We start from the raw sequence: 23842 nt of genomic DNA, 5'->3' as shown, positions 1-23842 counted from the left end.
TCCCGGAACGGGCGCGCCGGCTCACGGAAGCGGCGGCGCAGGCAGCAGCCGCAGGCGGACCTGCTGGCCCGGCACGAGTTGAGCGGCACGCGCGATGGACGCCCTCGTCAGCACCGCGGCGACCGGATAGCCCCCGGTGACGGGGTGGTCGGCGAGGAACAGGATCGGGTGTCCGTCGGGGGGAACCTGGACCGAGCCGAGTTCGGCGCCCTCGCTCGGGAGTTCGCCGCGCTCGCGGCGGGTGAGCGGCTGAGCCGAGGTCAGGCGCACGCCGATGCGGTCGGCCTGGCTGCTGACGGTGAACGTGCCCGCGCCGAGCCACGCCATCGCGGCCGGCTCGAACCAGTCGTCGCGCGGGCCGCGCACGGCGTCGAGCACCACCTCGCCGCCGGACGTCCACCCGGGCCAGGGCACGGCGTCGACGGACGGCCATTCGGCGTCGTTCCCGCCGATGGGCAGAAGATCGCCCGGTGCCAGCGGTGCCGGGCCGACGCCTGCCAGCGTGTCGCGGGAGCGGCTGCCCAGGACCGGCTCCACGTCGATGCCGCCGCGGACGGCGAGGTAGCTGCGCAGCCCGACGGACGGGGAGCCGAGCTCCAGACGGTCGCCGTCGCGCAAGTCGATGACCTCGTACATCGCCGCGCCGCGCATCCGCCCGTCTTCGCCCCGCACGAGCACCGGGCAGGGCGCGCCGGTCGCGGCCACGAGCGCAGCACCTCGCGCACGAACCGCCAAGCCTCCGAACAGGGCCTCGACGAGCGCCGACCCGTGCCGGTTGCCGACCAGTCGGTTGGCGAGATCGGCCGAGGCGGTGTCGGCATAACCGGCGGACCCGAGTCCGACATCGGCGAAGCCGGGCCGTCCGGCGTCCTCGACGAGGGCCTGCCATCCCACGCCCTCGACCGCGAGCACCGCCATCAGGCCTCGACCGCCACGAAGCGCACCGGCGTTCCGGGTGGCAGCAGAGCCGCCGGGTCGCGCTCGAGATCCCACATCGCCATCTCGGTGCGGCCGATGAGTTGCCAGCCGCCGGGGGAGGTGCGGGGATAGACGGCGCTGAACTCTCCCGCGAGGGCGACCGCGCCGGCCGGCACCGCGACGCGCGGCGTGGGCCGCCGCGGGATTTCGAGCGAGGCGCCGTCTGAGGTCAAATAGCTGAACCCGGGCGCGAAGCCGCAGAAGGCGCTGCGCCACAGGCGTGCAGTGTGCTCGCGGACGACTCCGTCGGCGCCGAGGCCGGTCATGGCGCCGACGGCTTCGAGGTCCTCCCCGTCGTAGACGACGGGGACCTCGATCACGTCGGCCTCCGAATCCGGCGGCGCGACGGGCGGCAGTTCGCGCAGCGCGCGGGCGACGGCGGCGGCATCCGTCGTGGCGTCGAAGCGCAGGAGAAGGGTGCGTGCACCGGTGACCGTCTCGGTCACGCCCGGGATCGGTTCGGCGGCGAGCGCGGCGCGCTGCGCCATGACACCGGCGAGATCAGCGAATTCGGCCAGCACGGCTCGCTCTCCGGCGGGCAGGAAACGGGGTGTGCTCACCATGCTTCCGCGGCAAAGGGCTCAAGCCGGACCCCCGCCTGCAGCAGGGCGGATCGGACGCTGCGGGCGATCTGCGCGGCGCCGGGAGTGTCGCCATGAACGCACACCGACTGCGGCACCAACTCGAGCTCTGTGCCGTCGATCGCGGTCACCCGGTGCTCCGTGACGAGTCGCACGACGCGGGCAGCGATCTCATCGGGGTCATGCAGCACGCTGCCCGGCTGCGATCGCGGCACGAGCGTGCCGTCCGGACCGAACGCGCGGTCGGCGTAGCTCTCGGCCACCGCGGTGAGCCCGTGCGCCTGGGCCGAGAGATGCAGTTGGGAACCCGGCAAGGCGAGCACTGCGAGCTGCGGATCCACGTCCGCGCAGGCGGCGGCGACGGCTTCTGCCTGGAGCGCATCCCGGATCGCGACGTTATAGAGGGCGCCGTGCGGTTTCACGTAGCGCACACGCGTGTTCGCGGTGTGCGCGGCCGCTCGCAGCGCCCCGAGCTGGTAGACGACGTCGGCGTACAACTCGTCCGGGTCCACGGGGATCGCCCGGCGGCCGAAGCCATGCAGATCGCGGTATGCCACGTGTGCGCCGATGGAGACCCCGCGCGCGGCCGCCGAGCGGCAGCATGCGAGCATGATCTGCGGGTCGCCGGCGTGGAAGCCGCAGGCGACGTTCGCGCTCGTGACCGTCTCGAGCAGCGCCTCGTCGTCTCCCATGGACCACGCGCCGAAGCCTTCGCCGAGGTCGGCGTTGAGGTCGATCGCGGTCACGCGGGCCTCCTTTCGAGATTGTTGAACAATGTAGCCGCCTCGGTGCACCCCGCACCAGTCTCCTCTGCGCGGCCCCGGTAGCCTGGAGGCATGTTGCTCGCGATCGACACCTCGGCCGGGTCGTCGGTCGCCGTGGTCGACCTCGACCGGGGCGTCATCGCCGAGAAGTCGGTCGACGACCACCGCCGGCACGCCGAGGTGATCGGCAGCTTGATCGCCGAAGCGCTCGAGGAATCCGGGGTCGCGGTCGGGGCGCTGAGCGCCGTCGCCGCGGGCATGGGGCCCGGCCCGTTCACCGGTCTGCGCGTCGGCATCGCCGCAGCCCGCGCCTTCGCGCTCGGCGCCCGGAAGCCGGTCGTGGGGCTGGTCAGCCACGACGCGATCGCGTTCGACGCCTACCGCGGCGGGCACACCGGACCGCTGCTCGTGCTCACGGATGCGCGGCGCCGCGAGCTGTACTGGTCGCACTACGCGGGCGCCGACGACGCCGGACTCCCGACCCGCGCGAGCGGGCCCGGGCTGGCCGCGCCCGACGAGCTGCCCCACGTCGACGTGGAGCGGCGGGAGGCGGCATCCGTCTCGGCCGCCGCGCTCGGCCTGCTCGCCGAGCTGACCTGGGCGAACGGGCGGCCGTTCGCCGCCGACGAGGCGCTCTACCTGCGCTCGCCCGACGTCACCCTGTCCGCAGGCCCGAAGCGGGTGACCGCGTGAGCGACCTCGAGTTCCCGGTGCTCGGCGGGTGGACCATGCGCCGCGCCGGCATGGCCGACCTCGAGCAGATCGCCCAGCTCGAGCGGCAGATCTTCGTGAACGACGCGTGGTCGCCCGAGCTGTGGCGGCAGGAGCTCGCGAGCCCCCACACCTGGTACCTCGCCGTCGTGCCGGTGGACGACCCCGTCGTGGTGCGCGGATACGCCGGGCTGCTCGCGCTGCCCGGCTCGAAGGACGCCGACGTGCAGACCATCGCCCTCGCCCCCGACGTGCGCGGAGTCGGCATGGGGCGTGAGCTGATGAACCAGCTGCACGCGGAGGCGCAGCGCCGCGGGGTGCGAGACGTGTTCCTCGACGTGCGGGTCGACAACGACCGGGCGCAGCAGCTGTACCACTCGCTCGGGTACACCGACATCGGCATCCGCAAGGGGTACTACCAGCCGGACGACGTGGATGCGATCGTCATGCAGTTGCCCCTGGCCTCCAATCGGCCTGCGGCCGAGTCGACCAGCGGGGGTGGGCCTGCGGCCGAGTCGACCAGCGGGGGCGGACCTGCGGCCGAGTCGGCCGGCGGGGAGCCTGCGGCCGAGTCGGCCGGCGGGGGTACGGCGGTCGACTCGACGGCGCAGCCGGCGAATGGAGACCAGCCGTGAACCGCGACGCGCCGCTCGTGCTCGGCATCGAGACCAGCTGCGACGAGACCGGGGTCGGCATCGTGCGCGGCACCCGCCTGCTCGCCAACACCATCGCCAGCAGCATGGACGAGCACGCCCGCTACGGCGGCGTCGTGCCCGAGGTCGCCGCCCGTGCCCACCTCGAGGCGATGGGGCCGACCCTCGAGGCGGCGCTCGCCGAGGCGCAGGTCGAGCTCGCCGACCTCGACGCCGTCGCCGTGACCAGCGGCCCGGGCCTCGCCGGAGCCCTGATGGTCGGCGTCGGCGCCGCCAAGGCGCTCGCCGTCTCGCTCGGCAAACCGCTCTACGCGGTGAACCACCTCGTCGGCCACGTCGGAGCCGACGTGCTCGATGCGGCCGGCGGCCCGGGGCATCCGATCGAACTGCCCACCATCGCCCTGCTCGTCTCGGGCGGCCACACGAGCCTCTTGCACGTGCGCGACCTGACCGCCGACGTCGAGCTGCTCGGCGAGACGATCGACGACGCGGCGGGCGAGGCGTTCGACAAAGTCGCGCGGATCCTCGGCCTGCCCTACCCGGGCGGCCCGCAGATCGACAAGGCCGCCGAGGGCGGCGACCCGGCCGCGATCCGCTTCCCGCGCGGGCTCAGCCTGCCCAAGGATCTGGAACGGCACCGCTACGACTTCTCCTTCTCGGGGCTCAAGACCGCCGTCGCCCGCTGGGTCGAGCAGAGAGCGGATGCCTCGCAGCCGGTGCCCGTCGCCGACGTCGCCGCCTCGTTCCGCGAGGCCGTGGTCGACGTGCTCGTCAGCAAGGCCGTGAACGCCTGCCGCGACCGCGGCGTGCCCCGGCTGCTGCTCGGCGGCGGCGTGGTCGCGAACCGCCGTCTGCGCGAGGTCGCCACGGAGCGCTGCGCGGCGGCGGGCATCGAGCTGCGCATCCCCGCCCTGTCTCTGTGCACCGACAACGGCGCGATGATCGCGGCGCTCGCCGCGCAGCTGATCATGGCCGGGCACGGGCCCTCCTCGCTCCGCTTCGGCGCGGACTCGACTCTGCCCGTGACGGATATCCAGGTCGCCTGACATTTCCGCGGCGGGCGCGGCTCGTTGACACCCTTCCGAACGGGCTGGGACGATGGGCGGGACCGCGGCGTGCTCCCGCGCGCTGCAGAGAAGGGGGACCGATGTCCGATCCGCGCAAACCGACCGATCCCGTCGAGCCCGGCGAACCCGGGCCGGACGTCCCGGTGACACCGCCCGAGCCCACCACCCCCGGCCCCGCCCCCGAGCCCACCACGCCGGGCGAGCCCGAGCCGACGCCCACCCCCGAGGAGCCGCAGCCGCCCGCACCGCCGACGCCCGAGGAGCCGCTGCCGCCGTTCGAGCCGCCCGCCCCGTTCGACCCGCCGACGCCTCCGGGGCCGCCGATGCCGCCCGAGCCGCCGGCCCCGCCCGCCCCGCCCGGCTACGAGCCGCCGTCGGCACCGACGCCGCCCGGCCCGCCGTCGTACTCCGCGGCGACCCCGCCCTCGGGCGAGCCGGGCGCGTACCGCCCCGGGGAATCGCAGCCGCAGGCCGGCGCGCCGTCGTCCGACGCGCCGCCGCCTCCGCCGCCCGGCGCCGGCTACGGCGCCCCCGGCGGCCCGCAGACCTCGGCCCCTCCGCCTCCGGGCTACGGCGCCCCCGGCTACGGCACGCCTGGCTACGGTGCGCCTGGCTACGGCGCACCGGGCTACGGCGCTCCCGGCGGCCCGTCCCCGTACGGCCCGCCGCATAACGGCCCGCGCACCAACGTGCTGGCCATCGTCTCGCTGATCGCCACCCTGTCGAACTTCATCGGCTTCCTGTTCATCGGCCCGATCGTCGGCATCATCACAGGCGCTCTCTCGCTCGGGCAGATCAAGCGCACCGGCGAGAAGGGCCGCGGCATGGCGCTGTGGGGCCTGTGGCTGGGCGTCGGGCTGATCGTGGTCGGCATCATCGTCGTCATCCTGATCGTGGCCGCCGTCAGCGCGTACTGCTCGAGCAACCCCGGCGAGTGCACCAGCAGCTCGTACTCCTACTCCTCCTGACCCGCGACGCGGCGATCGGATGCCCCGGGCCGGCGCCTGGGGCATCCGTCTGTGCGCTCACAGGCGCTCGGCGAGCAGCGCGGTGTGCCGCCCCGCGACCCGGGTGAGGATCAGCGTGGCCGCCGTGTCGCCCTTCAGGGCGAGCCGGGTGCGCAGCTTCGCGGGGTCGACGTCGACGCCGCGCTTCTTGATCTCGAGCGCGCCGATGCCGCGGGCGCGCAGCGCCTGCCTGAGTTGCTTCTCGGCGTAGGGCAGCTCGTCGACGATGCGGAAGCCCTGCGCGAACGGGGTCGGGTGCGGCGCGTCGGCGGTGAGGTAGGCGATGCCGTCGCCGATCATGCGGCCGCCGAGCGAGCGCGCGAGGTCGCCGATCAGCCGGGCGCGGATCACGGCGCCGTCGGGCTCGTAGAGGTAGTCGCCGAGTGCGCCTGCCGGCTCGTCGGGCGCGTCGGCGGCGGCGGTCAACTCGTGCGCACCGCCGGTGCCGAGCAGCAGGGCGGCGCGGGTGACGCCGGGGCGGGCGAGCGGCCCGAACCACAGCCCGAGCTCGACGACCTGGCCGCCGACGGAGACCCACTGCGCCTCGGCCGAGCCGGGGATCAGGTCGCGGTCAAAGGCGGGCCCGAGCTTGACCCCGACCGGCATGCGGCTCGCGGCGTTGAAGATCCAGTCCAGCGACGGCGACCAGTCGTCGGTGGAGCGCAGCCGGCGGGTGTCGGAGTGACCGGCGGTGCGGCGGGCCGGGTCGAGCCACAGCGCGTCGACCCGCGAGATGTCGAAGTCCTCGGCGTCGCCGTGCTCCACGACCGCGTCGTCGAACGGCGCGAGATTGTAGGAGGCGATCGCCGCCGTCACCTCGTCGCGGTCGACGGCCGTCACCCGCAGCCCGAGGGCGGCGAGCGCCATCGCGTCGCCGCCGATGCCGCAGCCGAGATCGGCCACGGTCTCGACGCCCGCGTCGCGGTACCGGGCCGCATGCCGGGCGGCGACGTTCAGCCGCGTGGCCTGCTCGAGGCCGGCCTCGGTGAACAGCATGCGCGAGGCGAAGTCGCCGAACTTCCCGGCCGGGCCGCCGGCCTTCCCCCGCAGCTTCGCCTGGGTGAGCACGGCCGCCACGAGCGAGGGGGAGTGGCCCTGGGCGCGCAGCTCGGCGACCAGCTGCACCACGTCACGGCGCGACTCGTACGGCGGCAGGCTGTCGAGCAGACGCAGCCCCTCGGGACTGAGCAGTTCGATGAGTTCGGCGCGAAGCATCCGATCATCACCTCGCTCGTCGTTTTGGCACTCACCTTGCAGGAGTGCCAGCGTCGGTCCTAGACTCGGGCTTAGCACTCTCACTCCGAGTGTGCTAACCCATGTCTTGAGTACACCGTACAAGAAAGAGGTCTACCGTGTCGGTCTCCATCAAGCCGCTCGAGGATCGCATCGTCATCAAGCAGGTCGAGGCAGAGACGACCACCGCGTCGGGTCTCGTGATCCCCGACACCGCGAAGGAGAAGCCGCAGGAGGGCGAGGTCGTCGCCGTCGGCCCCGGTCGCATCGACGACAACGGCAACCGCGTGCCGCTCGACGTCGCAGTCGGCGACCGCGTCATCTACTCGCGCTACGGCGGCACCGAGGTCAAGTTCGGCAGCGACGAGTTCCTGGTCCTCTCGGCCCGCGACGTGCTCGCGGTCGTGGAGCGCTAGTAACGCACAGACGCCACAGGGGTCCGGGCCGGTCGGCTCGGGCCCCTAGTGTTTAACGGGTGCCCGACCATGACACCGCGCACCGCAGCGGCCTGATCCACGGTGTCCTCGCCTACCTGCTGTGGGGGCTGCTGCCGGTCTACTTCCTGCTGCTCGCGCCGGCGGGCGCGGTCGAGGTGGTGGCCTGGCGCATCCTGTTCTCGCTCGTGTTCTGCGCGATCGCGCTGACCGCGACGCACGGATGGCGCACGCTGGGCGCCGCCCGACGCAGTCCGCGCCTCGTGTTCACCATGGGCGCCGCAGGGCTGCTCATCTTCATCAACTGGACCGTCTACATCTTCGCCACGCTGAGCGGCCACGTCGTCGAAGCCGCCCTCGGCTACTTCATCAACCCTGTGGTGACGGTGTTCCTCGGCGTCATCGTGCTGCGCGAGCGGCTGCGGGTGCTGCAGTGGGTGGCCGTCGGAATCAGCATCGTCGCGATCGGCGTGCTCACCTTCGCCTACGGCCGCTTCCCGTGGATCGCGCTCACGCTCGCGTTCTCGTTCGGCTTGTACGGGCTGGTGAAGAACCGGGTCGGCCGCTCGATCGGCGCGCTCTCGGGACTGGCGCTGGAGACCGCGTGGCTCTCGCCGGTGGCCGCCGTCGAGCTGATCGTGCTGGGCGTCTCGGGCGCCTCGGGCGGCGTGACCTTCGCCGCGCACGGTGCCGGTCACGCCCTGCTGCTGATGGCGGCCGGGGTGGTCACCGCCGTGCCCCTGCTCCTGTACGCGGCCGCGGCCAGGCGGCTGCCGCTCGTCGACCTGGGCCTGATCCAGTACCTGACGCCGATCCTGCAGTTCCTCGTCGGCGTCGTCCTGCTGCACGAGCGGATGCAGCCGGAGCGCTGGGTCGGCTTCGCCCTGGTGTGGGCGGCGCTCCTGCTGCTCGTCGCGGATCTCATCGCGACCACGCGCCGCCCCGGCGCCCGACGTGTTACACGGCCGTAACACCCAGGATTCACAACAAAGCCATTGACGGCATAGCGTGCGGTACCAACCAGGGCGATCCCGCCCTCGTTCGGCACGCACACACGCACACATTCCTCTCAAAGGAGCAGCATGAGCACGAAGCGCTCTCTCCGCCTGACCGTCGGCGCCATCGCCGTCCTCGGTGCGGCTGCCCTCGCACTGAGCGGATGCTCGACCTCGTCGTCCTCTGGCGGCGACAAGTCGGGCGATCTGACGCTCAAGCTGGGCACCATCCTGCCGCAGACCGGCACCCTCGCCACGCTCGGCCCGCCCGCGATCGAGGCGTCCAACCTCGCCGTGGCCGACATCAACAAGGCGAACAAGGGCATCAAGATCGACATCACCCAGAAGGACTCGGGTGACACGAGCACCAACATCGCCACCCAGTCGGTGACCTCGCTGCTGGCGGCGGGCAACACCGCGATCCTCGGCGCCGAGTCGTCGTCCGTGACGCTGACGGTGCTCAAGCAGGTCACCAGCGCGAAGACCCTGCTGTTCTCGCCGGCGAACACCTCGCCCGACCTGTCCAGCGACGACGACAACGGATACTTCTGGCGCGACGCGCCCTCCGACGTGCTCCAGGGCAAGGTGCTCGGCGAGAAGGTCGCGAAGGACGGGCACACGAACGTGTCGATCCTGTACCAGAACGACTCCTACGGCTCCGGTCTCGCCAAGAACGTGAAGGCCTCGCTCGAGGCGCAGGGCGTCACGGTCGCCTCGTACACGGCCTTCGACCCGAACGCGAGCGACTTCTCCTCCGAGGTGAACACGGTGCTGGCGCCGAACCCCGACGCGCTCGTCGCGATCACCTTCGACCAGATCAAGAAGATCGCGCCGCTGCTCGAGACCGCCGGCTTCGACTTCAAGAACTTCTACGGCTCCGACGGCAACTTCGGCGTCATCGACCCGACGTACAAGGACGTCTCGATCGAGGGCGCCCAGTTCACCAACCCGGGCAACCAGGCGACCGACGACTTCAAGAAGCGTCTGCAGGCCCAGGCCAAGAAGGACGGCGCCAAGGAGCTGCAGGCGTGGTCGTACGCCCCGGAGACGTACGACGGGGTCGTGGTGATGGCCCTGGCGGCGCTGAAGGGCGGGGCGACCGACGGCACGACGTTGAAGGACAACCTGCAGTCCATCACCTCGGGTGACACCGACTGCAAGACCTTCTCCGCCTGCGCCGACCTGATCAAGGACGGCAAGTCGATCCACTACCAGGGTCTGTCGGGTCCCATCTCCTTCCAGGACAACGGCGACCCCGGCCAGGCCTACATCTCCATCTACAAGTACAACAAGGACAACTCGAACACGTTCGAGTCGGCGGAGTTCGGCGACCTGACCAAGAACTAGGCGCTCCCTGAGGAGCGCGTCAGCGCGTCTCGAAGGGCGGTCCCTGAGGAGCGCGTAGCGCGTCTCGAAGGGCGGTCCCTGAGGAGCGCGTCAGCGCGTCTCGAAGGGTGGTCCCTGAGGAGCGCGTAGCGCGTCTCGAAGGGTCGCACCGCGCTGGGGCCCCGCCGGAAGGCGGGGCCCCTTCGCGTTCCACACCCCCGCCGAGGCGACGCGTGATGGCGTTTCGGCGCCCCAGAAGCCCATCGCGGGTCGCCTCGGTGCACCGTCAGCGCAGGTCGGCGAGCCTCGCGGAGAGGAACTGCGCCTCGACCTCGTTGGCGGTCAGCAGCAGCGCCTCCTCGTAGGCCGCCGCGGCGGCATCCGTCTCGCCGAGTCGGCGCAGCAGGTCGGCGCGGGTCGCGGCGAGGTACGGGTAGGTGGCGAGGGAGGGGTCTTCGGCGAGCCCGTCGACGAGCGCGAGCGCCTCGGCGGGTCCTTCGACGAAGCTCACCGCGACGGCTCGATTCAGCGCCACGACCGTCGACGGCCAGCGCCGCAGCAGCAGGTCGTAGAGGGCGAGGATCTGCGGCCAGTCGGTCTCGGTCCAGCTCGGCGCCTCGTCGTGCAGCGCCGCGATGGCCGCCATCAGCGTGTAGCGCCCGGCGGGCGGGGTGCGCAGCGCCTGCTCGACGAGCTGCTGCCCGGCGGCGATGAGCTCATGGTTCCACAGCGCGCGATCCTGGTCTTCGAGCAGCACGAGACGGCCGTCGGCGTCGGTGCGGGCGGCGCGGCGGGCCTCGGTGAGCAGGGTGAGGGCGAGCAGCCCCGCCACATCGGGGTCGCGGGGAAGCAGCGCCCGCAGCATCCGCGCCAGGGCGATGCCTCGCTCGGCGAGGTCGAGCCGGGTCAGCCCGGCGCCCGCGGCGGCGGTGTGCCCGCTCGTGTAGACCAGATGCACCACCTCGAGCACGGCGGCGAGCCGCTCGGGCAGCTCGGCGGCGTCGGGAACCCGGTAGGGGATGCGCGTCTCGGCGATCTTCTTCTTCGCCCGGGTGAGCCGCGCCTGCATCGTCGCCTCCTTGACGAGGAAGGCGCGGGCGACCTCGGCCGTGCTGAGCCCGCAGACGAAGCGGAGCGTCAGCGCGACCTGCGCCTCGAGCGCGAGCGCGGGATGGCAGCAGGTGAACACGAGCCGCAGCCGCTCGTCGGGGAACTCGTACGCCTCGGGCAGCTCGTCGACGGGGTCGGGCACGAGCAGCGGCAGCTTGCGGGCGAGGGTGGCCGCGCGCCGATGCAGCTCGAGCGCCCGACGCGTGGCGACCGTGGTCAGCCAGGCGCCGGGCCGGGCCGGCACCCCGTCCCGCGCCCAGTGCACGAGCGCCTGGGCGTAGGCGTCCTGCACGCAATCCTCGGCCGCGTCGAGGTCGCCGGCCACCCGCGCCGCGGCGGCGAGCACGAAGGTCCACTCCGAGGCGTGGGCGCGGGCGACCGCCGCCTCGGCCTCGGCGCGGCGGGCTCCCGGATGCGAGGAGGCGCCGGCCGCGGCATCCGTGCCCATGGTTCTGCCTACTCGGCGATCGGGCGCAGCTCGACGAAGCCGCCCGGCGCCGGCACATGCGACGCGACCTCGAGCGCCGTGGCTTCGTCGTCGGCCTCGATCACGTAGTAGCCGCCGAGCGCTTCCTTCGTCTCGCCGAACGCGCCGTCCGTGACCACGACCTCACCGTCGGCGGTGCGGCGGATCAGCTTGGCCGTCGCATTCGGCCGCAGCTCTTCGCCTCCGACCAGATAGGAGCCGTACTGCTCGCCGAAGGCGTCGTACTCGGCGTACATCGCCTTCTCCGCCTCGGGGTCGAGGCCCGACCACACCGACTCGTCGCCATAGATCAGCGCGAGGTACTTGCCCATCTCACGCCCCCGGGTCGATGATCGGCCGCACCTCGACGCCGCCGAACACGGCGGGCACCTGCTTGGCCAGCGCCAACGCGGCGTCGTAGTCGGGCGCGTCGATGACGTAGTAGCCGCCGAGCACCTCCTTGGTCTCGGCGAACACGCCGTCGGTGACGGTGACCGTCCCGTCGGGGCGGGTACGGATGCTCGTCGCGGTCTCCGACCCCTTGAGCTGTGCCCCTCCGACGACGGCCGCCCCGTTGTCGCGGTTGAACGCGACGTGCCGCTCGTGATTGGCCTCGATGATCGACGGGTCCGCGCCCGCCAGCTGCTGCTCGTCGTCGTAGATGAGCACGAGATACTTCGCCATGGTTCCTCCCTGGTGGCTCTTCACTACTCCGATGCGCGGGAGGGCGCCAGATCGACAGTGCGGATCGACCGCTCGCGTTCCGGATCGACGCGAATCGGCTCCGGGCCGACTGAGGAGGTCAGCCGCCGACGACGGGGGTGGTGGAGGTGGCGGTGTGGTCGGTCGCGAGCGTGCCGAGGTACAGCTCGATCACCTTCGGGTCGTTCAGCAGCTCGCGGCCGGGCCCCGAGTGCGCGTTCCGGCCCTGGTCGAGCACGTAGCCGCGGTGGCAGATCTGCAGCGCGCGCCTCGCGTTCTGCTCGACCAGCAGCACCGAGACGCCGGCGCGGTTGATCTGCGCGACGTTGATGAACGTCTCGTCCTGCCTGACGGGGGAGAGGCCGGCCGACGGCTCGTCGAGCAGCAGCACCTGCGGATCCATCATCAGCGCGCGGCTCATCGCGACCATCTGCCGCTCGCCGCCCGACAGCGATCCGGCCCGCTGCGCGAGCCGCTTTGCGAGCTCGGGGAACAGCGAGGTGACGAAGTCGAGACGTTCCTGGTAGGTCTTCGGCCGCTGGTAGGCGCCCATCTGCAGGTTCTCGGCGATCGTCAGCGACGGGAACACGTTGTTGTTCTGCGGCACCATGCCGACGCCGCGGGTGACCAGCTTGTCGGCCTTCAGCCCCGTGATGTCCTGGCCGCCGAGCAGCACCTTGCCGCTGCGGATGCCGACCTGCCCGAACACCGCCTTGAGCAGGGTCGACTTGCCTGCGCCGTTGGGGCCGATGATGCCGACCAGCTCGCCCTTCTTCACCGTCACGGAGCATCCGTTCAAGATGTTCACGCCGGGGATGTAGCCGGCGACCAGGTCCTCGGTCTGCAGCGCGATCTCGTCGGTCACTTCTCGCCCTCCTCCGGCTCGTCGACGGATGCGCCGCCCGGTGCCTCTTCCTCTTCCAGCTCCACAGCGCTTTCGTTCGCCGGCTCCGCGGCGAGGTTCGGCTCCGCCTCGATCTCGCCCTCGATCTGCTCGATGAGGTCGCCGGAGACGCCGACCTCCTCGGCGACCGCCAGCTGGCCGGTGAGCGTGCCCAGGTCGGTGTCGTGGTGGGCGCCGAGGTAGGCGTCGATGACGGCGGGGTCGCCCATCACCTCGCGCGGGTATCCCTCGGCGACGACCTTGCCCTCGGCCATCACGATCACCCAGTCGGCGATCGTCTGCACCATGTGCATGTCGTGCTCGACGAAAAGCACGGTCATTCCCTCGCGCTTGAGGTTGAGGATGTGGCCGAGCAGCGACTGCGTCAGCGCCGGATTCACGCCGGCCATCGGCTCGTCGAGCATGACCAGCGTCGGGTCGCTCATCAGCGCCCTGGCCATCTCGAGCAGCTTGCGCTGCCCGCCCGAGAGCGAGGCGGCGTAGTCGTCGGCCTTCGCGTCGAGCTTGAAGCGGGCCAGCAGCTCCATCGCCTTCTCGGTGATCGCCTTCTCCTGCGCGCTCCACAGGAACGGCATCAGCGAGGGGATGAAGCGCTCGCCGAGCTGTTTCGTCGCGCCGAGGCGCATGTTCTCGAGCACCGAGAGCAGGCCGAGCGACTTGGTCAGCTGGAACGTGCGCACCATGCCGCGGCGGGCCACCTTGTGCGGGGGCACGCCGGCGAGCGAGTGGCCCTGGAAGGTCCAGGCGCCGGAGTTCGGCTTGTCGAAGCCGGTGAGCAGGTTGAAGAACGTCGTCTTGCCGGCGCCGTTCGGCCCGATCAGGGCGGTGATCTTGCCGCGCGGCACCTCCACGTGCGCAACGTCGACGGCGACGTTGCCGCCGAAGTGGCGCACGACCCCGTCGGCGATGAGGATCGGGTCGACCTTCGGCACGCCGGGCCGGATCGGCTCGGCGACGATGGGGGACGCATCCGTCACCGTGCCCGTCGACACGGTGCCGGTCGTCTCAGAGTCGGTCGTCTCAGGCGTCGGGTCAGGCACTGAAGTACGCCTCCTTCTTCTTGCCGAAGATGCCCTGCGGCCGGAACACGACCAGCAGCATCAGGGCCACCCCCACGATGATGAACCGCACCGGCCCCTGCTGCACCTGCGAGAGCGGCACGATGTTCGCCGTCGAGAGCACGGCGATGAATCCGTCGGAGAGCGAGAGCACGACCCAGAAGATGATCGCGCCGATGATCGGCCCGAGCACGGTGGTCGCCCCGCCCAGCAGCATGATCGTCCACAGGAAGAACGTGGTCTGGGTGCCGTAGTTGTCGGGCTGCAGCGAGGTCGGCAGGATGTTGATGATCGCGCCGAGCGTGCCGAGGACGCCGCCGATGATCAGGGCCTGCATCTTGAACGAGTAGACGTTCTTGCCGAGCGCGCGCACCGCGTCTTCGTCCTCGCGGATGCCCTTGACGATGCGGCCCCACGGGCTGCGCATCAGCTGCCACACGAACAGCGCCGCGGCGCCGACGAGCACCCAGCCGACGATGATCACCCACAGGTCGTCGTTCGTGTAGGGCTGCACGCCGATCTTGTACACCCGGTCGGGGATGGGGTTGATGGCCTCGAAGCCGGCCTCGGAGCCGTTGATGCCGTCCGAGCCGCCGGTGAGCGCGGTGAGGTTCGGCGTCTGCACCGTGTAGCGGATGATCTCGGCCGCGGCGATCGTGACGATCGACAGGTAGTCGGCGCGCAGCCGCAGCGTCGGGATGCCGAGCAGGAACGCGAACGCCGTCGAGCCCACGAGCGCTGCGAGCACCGACGCCCACAGGGGGAATCCGAAGCGGGTCGCCGTGATGGCGAAGAAGTAGGCGCCGACCGACATGAACCCGGCCTGGCCGAAGTTGAGCAGGCCCGAGTAGCCGAAGTGCACGGTCAGGCCGAGGGCGGCCAGGGCGTACGCGATCGTCTGCGGCGAGATGATCTGGTTCAGCGTGAGGGGGAGGAAGGTCCAGTCCAGCATGTTCGCTCCGCTATCCGATCCGGTCCCGCTTGCCGAGGATGCCCTGCGGCCGCACGAGCAGGATGACGATCATGACGATGAGGGCCGCCACGAACTTGAGGTTCGCGGGCAGCCAGATCGCCGAGACGTTGATGAACAGGCCGATCACGAGCGAGCCGACGAGCGCGCCGTAGGTCGTGCCGAGACCGCCGAGGGTGACGGCGGCGAAGATGGCGAGCAGGATCAGCGAGCCCGAGTTCCACTGCACCGTCTGGTAGTAGGCGAGCAGGGCGCCGCCGAGGCCGGCGAGCGCGCCGCCCGCGGTCCAGACGATACGGATGACCCGTTCCACGTCGATCCCGGAGGCGGCGGCCAGCGCCCGGTTGTCGGACACGGCGCGCGTGGCCTTGCCGATGTTCGTGCGGGTGAGCAGGAACGCCACGAGCAGCAGCGCCACGATGCAGATGATCGCCGCCCACAGGTTCGCCCCGGTCAGGTGCACCGGTCCGATCGACAGGGCGGCCGAGCTGTCCTGCGGCATGACCAGCGAGCCGGGCCCGTAGATGATCTGGAACAGGTAGCGCAGCGCGAGGGAGAGGCCGATGCTGACGATCATCAGCGGGATCAGCGCGACCCGCTTGCGGCGCAGCGGCCGCCAGATCGCGAGATCCTGCACGTAGCCCATGACGCCGCCGAGCACCAGGGCGATCAGGATCGCGACCGGGCCGGGCAGCGGCACGAGCCGCGTGAAGGTGTAGGCCATCAGCCCGCCGAAGGTCACGAGCTCGCCGTGCGCGAAGTTGTTCAGGCCCGTCGTGCCGTAGATCAGCGAGACGCCGATCGAGGCGAGGGCGAGCAGCAGGCCGAAGACGAGGCCGGTCACGATGCTCGGCCAGATCTGCCGGGAGAACTTGCTGCCGGAGCTCGAGCTCGACGGGCTCTCCGACGTCGAGGACGACGACGGCCCGCTCGTGGCGCCCGAGCTCGGCCGGCTCGACTGCTGGGCGGCGGAGGCCGAGACGAAGATGTAGTTGGCCAGCACCTGCTTGTTACCGGTGTCGACCGTGACGGTGCGGCTGGCCTTGAGCGCCGGCGGCAGGGCGAGGCCGCTCGGCACCTTCGAGGTGTCGATCGTCACCGTGTAGTCGCCCGGCTCGGGCACCCCGACCTCGATCTGCCCCTTGGCATCGGTCGCGGTGGTGACGTCGTAGCCGTCGCCGGAGATCTCGACCGGGATGTTCGGCAGCGGCTTCGCCGGCGGCGAGCTGTTGTCGAGGGTGCGGACGAGGATGGACTCCTTGGCCGTGCTCGGGTCGATCGGGGTGGTGGCCGCGTGGGCGGCCGCGGGCGTCAGAGCCAGCGCGAGAGCCGCGGCGAACGCGGCGGCGAGGAGCGCCGCGGCGCGCGGGAACGGTCGCTGTCGGGTGGCGTGCACTCGACCTCCTGGTGTGCGTGAACAGGTGCGGGCCGCTGGGGCGGCGCCTCGTGGTGCGTTGGGCACTGAATGTAGGGGGGCAATGTGTCGTCCGTGTTTCCGGCGGCGCTCGGTCGAGGGCGCGCTCGGGCGGCGCATCCGCTTCTATGCATTTCTATGCATTGGAATGGATCTCTACGCGCGCGGGTTACCATGGAGCGAGAATCCCCGATGGCGACAGACCGTGGGGATTCCTGCGTATCAGCGGTGCGATCACAAGGGGTGCCCATGGACCAGCCAGATCCGTTCGGTTTCGTCGGATTGACCTACGACGACGTCATGCTCCTGCCCGGGGCGACCGACGTCATCCCGAGCGAGGCCGACACGTCCTCGCGCCTGACCAAGCGGATCACGGTGCACTCGCCGCTGCTCTCGGCGGCCATGGACACGGTGACCGAAGAGCGGATGGCCATCGCGATGGCGCGCGGCGGCGGCATCGGCATCATCCACCGCAACCTCTCCATCGAGGAGCAGGCGAAGATGGTCGACCAGGTGAAGCGCTCCGAGTCGGGCATGATCACCAACCCCGTCACCACCACCCCTGAGGCGACGGTCGCCGAGGTCGACGCGGTCTGCCGCACCTTTCGCGTCTCCGGGCTCCCCGTCGTCGACGCCGACGGCGTCCTGGTCGGCATCATCACCAACCGCGACATGCGCTTCGTCTCGCCGTTCGAGGCCGAGACCACCCGCGTGGCCGACGTCATGACCAAGTCGCCGCTCGTCACCGCCCCGGTCGGCACCGACCCCGACCACGCCCTCGCCCTGCTCGCACAGCACAAGATCGAGAAGCTGCCCCTGGTCGACGAGGGCGGCCGCCTCAAGGGCCTCATCACCGTCAAGGACTTCGACAAGTCCGAGAAGTACCCCTTCGCCACGAAGGACGAGTCCGGCCGGCTGCGCGTCGGCGCCGCCATCGGCGTCTTCGGCGACGCCTGGGAGCGCGCCGTCGCCCTGATGGAGGCCGGCGTCGACGTGATCGTCACCGACACCGCGAACGGCGAGAGCAAGGCCGAGCACGACATCATCGGGCGCATGAAGAGCGACCCCGCGTTCGCGAACGTCGAGGTGATCGCCGGCAACGTCGCCACGCGCTCCGGCGCGCAGTCGCTGATCGACGCCGGAGCGGACGCCATCAAGGTCGGCGTCGGCCCCGGCTCGATCTGCACCACCCGCGTGGTCGCCGGCGTCGGCGTTCCGCAGGTCACGGCGATCTACGAGGCATCCCTCGCCGCCCGCGCCGCGGGTGTGCCGCTCATCGCCGACGGCGGTCTGCAGTACTCGGGCGACATCGGCAAGGCGCTCGTCGCCGGCGCCGACACCGTGATGATGGGCTCGCTGCTGGCCGGCACGGACGAGTCGCCGGGCGAGCTGGTCTTCGTCAACGGCAAGCAGTTCAAGTCGTATCGCGGCATGGGCTCGCTCGGCGCGCTGCAGACCCGCGGCAAGAAGACCTCCTATGCCCGCGACCGCTACTTCCAGGCCGACGTGCCGAGCGACGACCAGCTCATCGCCGAGGGCATCGAGGGCAAGGTGCCCTACCGCGGCGCCGTCTCCTCCGTCATCCACCAGATGCTCGGCGGGCTGCGCCAGACGATGTTCTACGTGGGCGCGCGATCCATCCCCGAGCTGAAGAGCAAGGGCAGGTTCGTGCGCATCACCCCGGCCGGGCTCAAGGAGAGCCACCCGCACGACATCCAGATGGTCGTCGAGGCGCCGAACTACCGCCGCTGACACCGATCGCCGCGAAGGGGAGGGACGCCGGACCCTCCCCTTCGCGCATTCCTGGCCCCTTCGCGTATCCCTGCCCCCTTCGCCCGTTCCTGACGAGGCCGAGCGGATGCGGCATCCGTCACGCCGCGCGATTCGTCACTTCTGGCTCCCGATCGTGCCCGTCTCAGCACTTCGTGACGAGCCGGTGTGGCGGCCTCGCGTGGTTCGCCGAAAAGTGCTCCCGGGAGCAGTGGAGAGAGCAAGAACTGACGAATCGCGGCCGGGCGGAACTCGGGCGACGGACAGCGCACGACGACCGACGGATGCGGCATCCGATCACCCTCTGCAGACCCGGGCCCTCTAGGGGTGGGCGAATCGATTCGATAGAGTCCGGACCATGCGATTCGGACTCTTCGTTCCCCAAGGCTGGCGCCACGATCTCGTCGGCATCGACGCCGCGCAGCAGTGGCAGGCCATGAACACCGTCGCCCAGCACGCCGACTCCACGGAGCTGTGGGAGTCGATCTGGGTCTACGACCACTTCCACACCGTGCCGATCCCCAGCGACCAGGCGACCCACGAGGCGTGGAGCCTGATGGCCGCCTTCGCCGCCGCGACGAAGCGGGTGCGGCTCGGCCAGATGTGCACCTGCATGAGCTACCGCAACCCCGCCTACCTCGCCAAGGTGGCCGCGACGATCGACATCGTCTCCGGCGGCCGCGTCGAGATGGGCATCGGCGGCGGCTGGTACGAGCACGAGTGGCGCGCCTACGGCTACGGCTTCCCCGAGATCGGCGAGCGCCTCGGCCGCCTCGGCGAGGGCGTCGAGATCATGAAGCAGGCCTGGCAGACCGGCACCGCGACGCTCGACGGCAAGTACTACCAGGTGGACGGCGCCCTGTTCCACCCGCAGCCGCTGCAGCAGCCCGGCATCCCGTTCTGGATCTCCGGGGGTGGCGAGAAGGTCACGCTGAAGATCGCCGCGAAGTACGCGCAGTACACCAACTTCGCCGGCGACCCCGAGACGTTCACCCGCAAGAGCGAGATCCTCAAGGGCCACACCGAGAAGCTCGGCACCGACTTCGACGCCATCGTGCGCAGCGCCAACTACAACGTCATCGTCGGCGCGACCCAGGCCGACGTCGACCGGCAGCTCGACGCGCTCGAGCAGCGCGTGCGGCCCTACCTCGGCGAGGCGACCGACGGCTTCGTCGGCGAGTACCGCAGCGAGAAGGCGCTGGCCGTCGGCACGCCCGCGCAGATCGTCGACCGGCTGCAGCAGATGGCGGAGAGGGGCCTCGGCTACGCGATCTTCTACTTCCCCGACGCCGCGTACTCGCTGGACGGCATCGAGCTGTTCGAGCAGGAGGTGCTGCCGCAGCTGAGCTGAGCGGCGCCGATCAGACGGATGCCGCGGCCGCGAGCCGCTCGACCGCCTCGGTCAGCACGGCCGGGTCGCACGCGAAGTTCAGCCGCGCGAATCCGTTCCCGCGCTCGCCGAAGCGCGGCCCGTTCGCCAGGGCGACCTTCGCCTCTCGGCGTGCGACACGGGCCGGGTCGTCGCCCCAGCCGAGCGCGCGCAGGTCGAGCCAGGCCAGGTAGCTCGCGTGCGGCTCGCGGTAGCCGGCCTGCGGCAGCTTCTCGGCCAGCAGCGCGCCCAGCAGGCGCCGGTTCTCCTCGATGGCGGCGAGGGTGCCGGCGAGCCACTCGCGCCCCTCGGTGAATCCGACGCGGGTGGCGATCAGCCCGAACAGGCCGGTGCGGAAGCGCACCTCGTCGGGCAGGTGGCGCACCAGCCGCGCCATCCGCTCGCCCGCCGTCACGAACAGCGCGCACTTGAGCCCGGCGAGGTTGAACGCCTTGCTGGCCGAGTGGGCGGCGATGCCGTGCTCGGCCGCGGCGGCCGACACGGTGAGGTACGGGGTGAACGAGGCATCCGTGTGCGTGAGCGGCGCGTGGATCTCGTCGCTGACCACGAAGCCGCCGTGCCGCTCGACGATGTCGGAGAGCGCGACGAGTTCGTCGCGCGGGTGCACGTGCCCGAGCGGGTTGTGCGGGTTGCACAGCAGCACGCCGCGGGCGCCCTCGGCGAAGGCGCGGTCGATGCCCGCGAGGTCGAGCCCGTAGCGCGCGCCGTCGTCGAGCAGCGGCACGTCGAGCACGGTGCCGCCCGCTTCGGGGATGAGGTCGAAGAACGGCGGGTAGACGGGCGAGGTCACCACGACGGCGTCGCCGGGGCCGATGAGGCGGCGCAGCGACTCGACGATCACGACGCTCACGTCGGTCGTCGTCGCCATCATGGCGGGCGAGGGATGCCACCCCCAGAGGTCCTGCGCGAAGGAGGCGAACGCGTCGAAGACGCCGTGGTCGGCGGGGTAGACGTAGCCCGTATCGCCGAGGTCGACGGCCTCGTGCAGGGCGGCCTTGATCGGCGGCGCGAGCGGGTAGTCCATCTCGGCGACGAACATCGGCAGCACCTCGGTGCCGTACGTCGCCCACTTCTCGCTCGTGCGGCGGCGGAGCCTCTCGAGCGGTTCCGCGCGGGTGGGGTCGGCCATGCGGCCAGCCTATTGCGCCTCCCGGCGCCCGATCAGGGCACGGCTAGGCTGGGGGCGTGGCAGAGGTAGAGATCGGCGTCGCCAAGCGCGCGCGCAGGGTGTACGCCTTCGACGATGTGGCGATCGTGCCGTCGCGGCGCACCCGCGACCCCGAGAACGTCTCGGTCACCTGGCAGATCGACGCGTTCACCTTCGACACCCCCATCCTCGCCGCGCCGATGGACTCGGTCGTCTCGCCGGCGACGGCGATCGAGATCGGCAAGCTCGGCGGCCTCGGCGTGCTCGACCTCGAGGGGCTGTGGACCCGCTACGAGGACCCGGAGCCGCTGCTGGCGGAGATCCGCTCGCTCCCGGTCGAGAGCGCGACGCAGCGCATGCAGCAGATCTACTCGGAGCCGGTGAAGGCCGAGTTGATCCGCGACCGGCTGGCGGAGATCCGCACCGCCGGCGTCGTGGTCGCCGGTGCGCTCAGCCCCCAGCGCACCCAGCAGTTCTACGAGACGGTGCTCGCCGCCGGCGTCGACGTGTTCGTCATCCGCGGCACGACGGTCAGCGCCGAGCACGTCGCCAAGCAGCGCGAGCCGCTCAACCTGAAGAAGTTCATCTACGAGCTCGACGTGCCGGTGATCGTCGGCGGCGCCGCGACCTACACGGCCGCGCTGCACCTGATGCGCACCGGCGCGGCCGGCGTGCTGGTCGGCTTCGGCGGGGGAGCGGCCTCGACCACCCGCGCCGTCACGGGCATCCACGCCCCGATGGCTACCGCGGTGGCCGACGTCGCCGGCGCGCGCCGCGACTACATGGACGAGTCCGGCGGCCGCTACGTGCACGTCATCGCCGACGGGGGCCTCGGCACCTCGGGCGACATCGTGAAGGCGATCGCCTGCGGGGCCGACGCGGTCATGCTCGGCACCGCGCTCGCCCGCTCGAGCGAGGCGCCCGGCGGCGGCTGGCACTGGGGCGCCGAGGCGCACCACCCCGAGCTGCCCCGAGGCCACCGCGTGCAGGTCGGCACCGTCGGCTCGCTGCAGGAGGTGCTGTACGGCCCGGCCACGGTCGCCGACGGCACGGCCAACCTGATCGGCGCGCTGCGCCGCTCGATGGCGACGACCGGCTACTCCGACCTCAAGGAGTTCCAGCGCGTCGAGGTCGTCGTCGCCCCCTACCGCCTGCACTGACGGCCGGCCCTGCCCGTTCGCGCTACTCGAACCGACACGCGCGCCTGCCATGACGGTGGCGCGAGTCCGTTTCAGCAGCGCGAGGGGAACGGGCCGATGCTGCACACTTTCCCAGACCTGGAGCAGCGCGGCGAAAGGCCGGGACATCACGCGAAAGCGGCGGGTACGGTGAGGACATGGCTGGCACGCTGATCTCGCATTCCTCGAAGCTCGGTCCCGAGGAGCGCCAGGCGGCCGTCGAGGCGCTCAAGACGACCGAGCTCGACATCCTCGTCGTCGGCGGAGGGGTGGTCGGCACCGGCGCCGCCCTCGACGCCGTCACCCGGGGCCTCACGGTCGGGCTCGTCGAGCAGCGCGACTGGGCGTCGGGCACGTCGAGCCGCTCGTCGAAGCTGATCCACGGCGGCATCCGCTATCTCGAACAACTCGACTTCCGCCTCGTGCGCGAGGCGCTCATCGAGCGCGGTCTGCTGCTCGAGCGCATCGCGCCGCACCTGGTGAAGCCGGTGCGATTCCTCTACCCGCTCACCACCCCTGTCACCGAGCGGTTCTACATCGGCGCCGGAATGACGCTCTACGACGCGTTCTCGTACACGGGCGGCCGGCCGCCGGGGGTGCCGCACCACCGCCACCTCAGCAAGAGCCAGCTGCGCAAACTGGCGCCGGGCCTCGCTGCCGACGCATTCGTCGGCGGGCTCACCTACTACGACGCGCAGGTCGACGACGCCCGGTACGTCGCGAGCCTCGCGCGCACGGCTGCCGCATACGGCGCATCCGTCGCCACCCGCGTCAAGGTGGAGGGGTTCATCAAGGTGGGCGAGCGCGTGGTCGGCGTGCATGCGCGCGACCTGCAGACCGGCGAGGCGTTCGACATCCAGGCCAAGCAGGTCGTCAACGCGACCGGGGTGTGGACGGATGACACGCAGGCGATGGTCGCCCAGCGCGGCGAGTTCCACGTGCGGGCCTCGAAGGGCATCCACCTGGTGGTGCCCCGCGACCGGTTCCAATCGAGCACCGGGCTGCTGCTGCGGACCGAGAAGAGCGTGCTGTTCGTGATCCCGTGGGGCCGGCACTGGCTGATCGGCACCACCGACACCGACTGGCACCTCGACAAGGCGCATCCGGCGGCGACGGCCGCCGACATCGACTACCTGCTCGAGCACGTGAACCAGGTGCTGGCCGTGCCGCTGACCCGGGAAGACGTCGAGGGCGTCTACGCCGGGCTGCGGCCGCTGCTCGCCGGCGAGAGCGAGCAGACCAGCAAGCTCAGCCGCGAGCACCTCGTCGGCCACTCGGTTCCCGGGCTCGTGGTGATCGCGGGCGGCAAGTTCACCACCTACCGCGTGATGGCGAAGGATGCGGTGGACGCGGCGGTGCACGCCCTCGACGGGCGCGTGCCCGAGTCGACCACGGAAGACATCGCGCTGGTCGGCGCCGAGGGCTACCAGGCCGCCTGGAACCGCCGCTCGCGGATCGCGAAGGAGGCGGGACTGCACGTCACCCGCGTCGAGCACCTGCTGAACCGCTACGGCACCCTCGCCGACGACGTGATCGCCCTGATCGCCGAGGACCGCTCGCTGGCCGAGCCGCTGCCGGGCGCCGACGACTACCTCGGCGCCGAGGTGGTGTACGCGGCCAGCCACGAGGGCGCACTGCACCTCGACGACGTGCTCGCCCGGCGCACCCGCATCTCGATCGAGGCGTGGGACCGCGGCGTCTCGGCCGCACCGGTCGCCGCGAAGCTGATGGGCGGGGTGCTCGGCTGGGATGACGAGCAGCAGCAGGTCGAGGTCGACTACTACCTGAAGCGCGTCGAGGCCGAGCGCGCCTCGCAGCTCGAGCCCGACGACGAGTCGGCCGATCGGGTGCGGCTCTCCGCCCCCGACATCCCCAGCCCGCTCGCCGCGAGCTGACCCGGGGGACCTGGCCGGGCGGGCGAACCGCCCGCCCGCCGCGGATCGGCCGGTCTTCCGCGCCTCGAACCGCATCGCACCCGCCTGTC

23 protein-coding genes are annotated in these 23842 nt (G+C 71.4%); 11 read left to right on the top strand and 12 right to left on the bottom strand.

The genetic code is table 11. From position 1 onward, the window contains the following. Positions 1 to 21: 21 nt before the first annotated feature. From H563_RS0110920 to H563_RS0110910, 3 genes are read right to left on the bottom strand one after another with little or no spacing between them, the layout of a single operon-like run. Positions 22 to 918, bottom strand: a complete 897-nt coding sequence (locus H563_RS0110920; RefSeq protein WP_022882643.1) for a 5-oxoprolinase subunit C family protein — start codon at positions 916 to 918, stop codon at positions 22 to 24. Continuing rightward, positions 918 to 1538 (bottom strand): 5-oxoprolinase subunit B family protein, encoded by a 621-nt coding sequence (locus H563_RS0110915; RefSeq protein ID WP_245556843.1) that lies wholly within the window; start codon positions 1536 to 1538, stop codon positions 918 to 920. The genes H563_RS0110920 and H563_RS0110915 overlap by 1 nt, the downstream gene beginning before the upstream one ends. After that, complete coding sequence (locus tag H563_RS0110910; RefSeq protein ID WP_022882641.1) at positions 1535 to 2305, bottom strand: LamB/YcsF family protein; 771 nt, start codon at positions 2303 to 2305, stop codon at positions 1535 to 1537. The genes H563_RS0110915 and H563_RS0110910 overlap by 4 nt, the downstream gene beginning before the upstream one ends. A gap of 90 nt (positions 2306 to 2395) precedes the next feature. Here H563_RS0110910 and tsaB point away from each other — a divergent pair, with 90 nt between their 5' ends. From tsaB to H563_RS17445, 4 genes are all read left to right on the top strand, one after another. After that, positions 2396 to 3016 carry a tRNA (adenosine(37)-N6)-threonylcarbamoyltransferase complex dimerization subunit type 1 TsaB gene (gene tsaB, locus H563_RS0110905; protein ID WP_022882640.1) on the top strand — a complete coding sequence of 207 codons (621 nt, stop codon included), beginning with the start codon at positions 2396 to 2398 and terminating at the stop codon, positions 3014 to 3016. Next, positions 3013 to 3669, top strand: coding sequence for a ribosomal protein S18-alanine N-acetyltransferase (gene rimI / locus H563_RS16285; RefSeq protein WP_245556842.1), 657 nt, complete (start codon positions 3013 to 3015; stop codon positions 3667 to 3669). Before tsaB ends, rimI begins: the two co-directional genes overlap by 4 nt. After that, positions 3666 to 4733, top strand: coding sequence for a tRNA (adenosine(37)-N6)-threonylcarbamoyltransferase complex transferase subunit TsaD (tsaD, locus tag H563_RS0110895; RefSeq protein ID WP_027479353.1), 1068 nt, complete (start codon positions 3666 to 3668; stop codon positions 4731 to 4733). The genes rimI and tsaD overlap by 4 nt, the downstream gene beginning before the upstream one ends. A gap of 101 nt (positions 4734 to 4834) precedes the next feature. Beyond that, positions 4835 to 5722 carry a DUF4190 domain-containing protein gene (locus H563_RS17445; protein ID WP_022882639.1) on the top strand — a complete coding sequence of 296 codons (888 nt, stop codon included), beginning with the start codon at positions 4835 to 4837 and terminating at the stop codon, positions 5720 to 5722. Between the two features lie 57 nt (positions 5723 to 5779). Here the strand turns inward: H563_RS17445 and H563_RS0110885 are convergent, their stop codons facing one another. Beyond that, a complete protein-coding gene (locus H563_RS0110885) occupies positions 5780 to 6976 on the bottom strand; it encodes a THUMP-like domain-containing protein (protein WP_027479352.1) in 1197 nt (398 codons plus the stop codon). 137 nt (positions 6977 to 7113) lie between these two features. On the opposite strand from H563_RS0110885, the gene groES reads away from it, so the two are divergent. The 3 genes from groES (at position 7114) to H563_RS0110870 (ending at position 9770) form a co-directional block, all read left to right on the top strand. Further along, the gene (groES, locus tag H563_RS0110880; protein ID WP_022882637.1) at positions 7114 to 7410 is read left to right on the top strand and encodes a co-chaperone GroES; all 297 of its coding nucleotides are present in this window, start codon (positions 7114 to 7116) and stop codon (positions 7408 to 7410) included. 59 nt (positions 7411 to 7469) lie between these two features. After that, complete coding sequence (rarD, locus tag H563_RS0110875) at positions 7470 to 8399, top strand: EamA family transporter RarD (protein WP_022882636.1); 930 nt, start codon at positions 7470 to 7472, stop codon at positions 8397 to 8399. 111 nt (positions 8400 to 8510) lie between these two features. After that, complete coding sequence (locus H563_RS0110870; RefSeq protein WP_022882635.1) at positions 8511 to 9770, top strand: ABC transporter substrate-binding protein; 1260 nt, start codon at positions 8511 to 8513, stop codon at positions 9768 to 9770. A gap of 265 nt (positions 9771 to 10035) precedes the next feature. On the opposite strand, the gene H563_RS16275 is transcribed toward H563_RS0110870, so the two are convergent. From H563_RS16275 to H563_RS0110835, 7 genes are all read right to left on the bottom strand, one after another. Further along, positions 10036 to 11307, bottom strand: coding sequence for an RNA polymerase sigma factor (locus H563_RS16275; protein WP_022882634.1), 1272 nt, complete (start codon positions 11305 to 11307; stop codon positions 10036 to 10038). An 8-nt stretch (positions 11308 to 11315) separates the two neighbouring features. After that, on the bottom strand, positions 11316 to 11657 hold the full coding sequence (locus tag H563_RS0110860) for a YciI family protein (protein WP_022882633.1): 342 nt from the start codon (positions 11655 to 11657) through the stop codon (positions 11316 to 11318). Between the two features lies 1 nt (position 11658). Beyond that, positions 11659 to 12009: a YciI family protein gene (locus H563_RS0110855; protein WP_022882632.1), complete on the bottom strand. Its 351-nt coding sequence runs from the start codon at positions 12007 to 12009 to the stop codon at positions 11659 to 11661. A 118-nt stretch (positions 12010 to 12127) separates the two neighbouring features. Continuing rightward, positions 12128 to 12892 carry an ABC transporter ATP-binding protein gene (locus H563_RS16270; protein WP_022882631.1) on the bottom strand — a complete coding sequence of 255 codons (765 nt, stop codon included), beginning with the start codon at positions 12890 to 12892 and terminating at the stop codon, positions 12128 to 12130. Then, positions 12889 to 13923 (bottom strand): ABC transporter ATP-binding protein, encoded by a 1035-nt coding sequence (locus H563_RS16265; protein ID WP_407635320.1) that lies wholly within the window; start codon positions 13921 to 13923, stop codon positions 12889 to 12891. Before H563_RS16265 ends, H563_RS16270 begins: the two co-directional genes overlap by 4 nt. A 40-nt stretch (positions 13924 to 13963) precedes the next feature. After that, positions 13964 to 14938 (bottom strand): branched-chain amino acid ABC transporter permease, encoded by a 975-nt coding sequence (locus tag H563_RS0110840; RefSeq protein WP_027479351.1) that lies wholly within the window; start codon positions 14936 to 14938, stop codon positions 13964 to 13966. 13 nt (positions 14939 to 14951) lie between these two features. Beyond that, the gene (locus H563_RS0110835; protein WP_022882628.1) at positions 14952 to 16355 is read right to left on the bottom strand and encodes a branched-chain amino acid ABC transporter permease; all 1404 of its coding nucleotides are present in this window, start codon (positions 16353 to 16355) and stop codon (positions 14952 to 14954) included. Positions 16356 to 16622: 267 nt separating this feature from the next. On the opposite strand from H563_RS0110835, the gene guaB reads away from it, so the two are divergent. Both guaB and H563_RS0110820 read left to right on the top strand, forming a co-directional pair. After that, a complete protein-coding gene (guaB, locus tag H563_RS0110825) occupies positions 16623 to 18125 on the top strand; it encodes an IMP dehydrogenase (RefSeq protein ID WP_022882627.1) in 1503 nt (500 codons plus the stop codon). A 376-nt stretch (positions 18126 to 18501) separates the two neighbouring features. Then, complete coding sequence (locus H563_RS0110820) at positions 18502 to 19494, top strand: LLM class F420-dependent oxidoreductase (protein WP_022882626.1); 993 nt, start codon at positions 18502 to 18504, stop codon at positions 19492 to 19494. Positions 19495 to 19504: 10 nt separating this feature from the next. On the opposite strand, the gene H563_RS0110815 is transcribed toward H563_RS0110820, so the two are convergent. After that, positions 19505 to 20662, bottom strand: coding sequence for a MalY/PatB family protein (locus tag H563_RS0110815; protein ID WP_022882625.1), 1158 nt, complete (start codon positions 20660 to 20662; stop codon positions 19505 to 19507). A gap of 56 nt (positions 20663 to 20718) precedes the next feature. Here H563_RS0110815 and H563_RS0110810 point away from each other — a divergent pair, with 56 nt between their 5' ends. Together H563_RS0110810 and H563_RS0110805 are read left to right on the top strand one after the other, a co-directional pair. Next, positions 20719 to 21840 (top strand): GuaB3 family IMP dehydrogenase-related protein, encoded by a 1122-nt coding sequence (locus tag H563_RS0110810; RefSeq protein ID WP_022882624.1) that lies wholly within the window; start codon positions 20719 to 20721, stop codon positions 21838 to 21840. Between the two features lie 176 nt (positions 21841 to 22016). Then, entirely contained in the window at positions 22017 to 23753 is a 1737-nt protein-coding gene (locus H563_RS0110805; protein WP_022882623.1) for a glycerol-3-phosphate dehydrogenase/oxidase, read from the top strand. Positions 23754 to 23842: the final 89 nt, after the last annotated feature.

Origin of the sequence: Gryllotalpicola ginsengisoli DSM 22003 (genome assembly GCF_000419445.1) — a bacterium.
GTDB lineage: Bacteria > Actinomycetota > Actinomycetes > Actinomycetales > Microbacteriaceae > Gryllotalpicola > Gryllotalpicola ginsengisoli.
The sequence above is the reverse complement of the archived record's forward strand: the minus strand, read 5'-3'. Positions and strand labels throughout refer to the sequence as shown.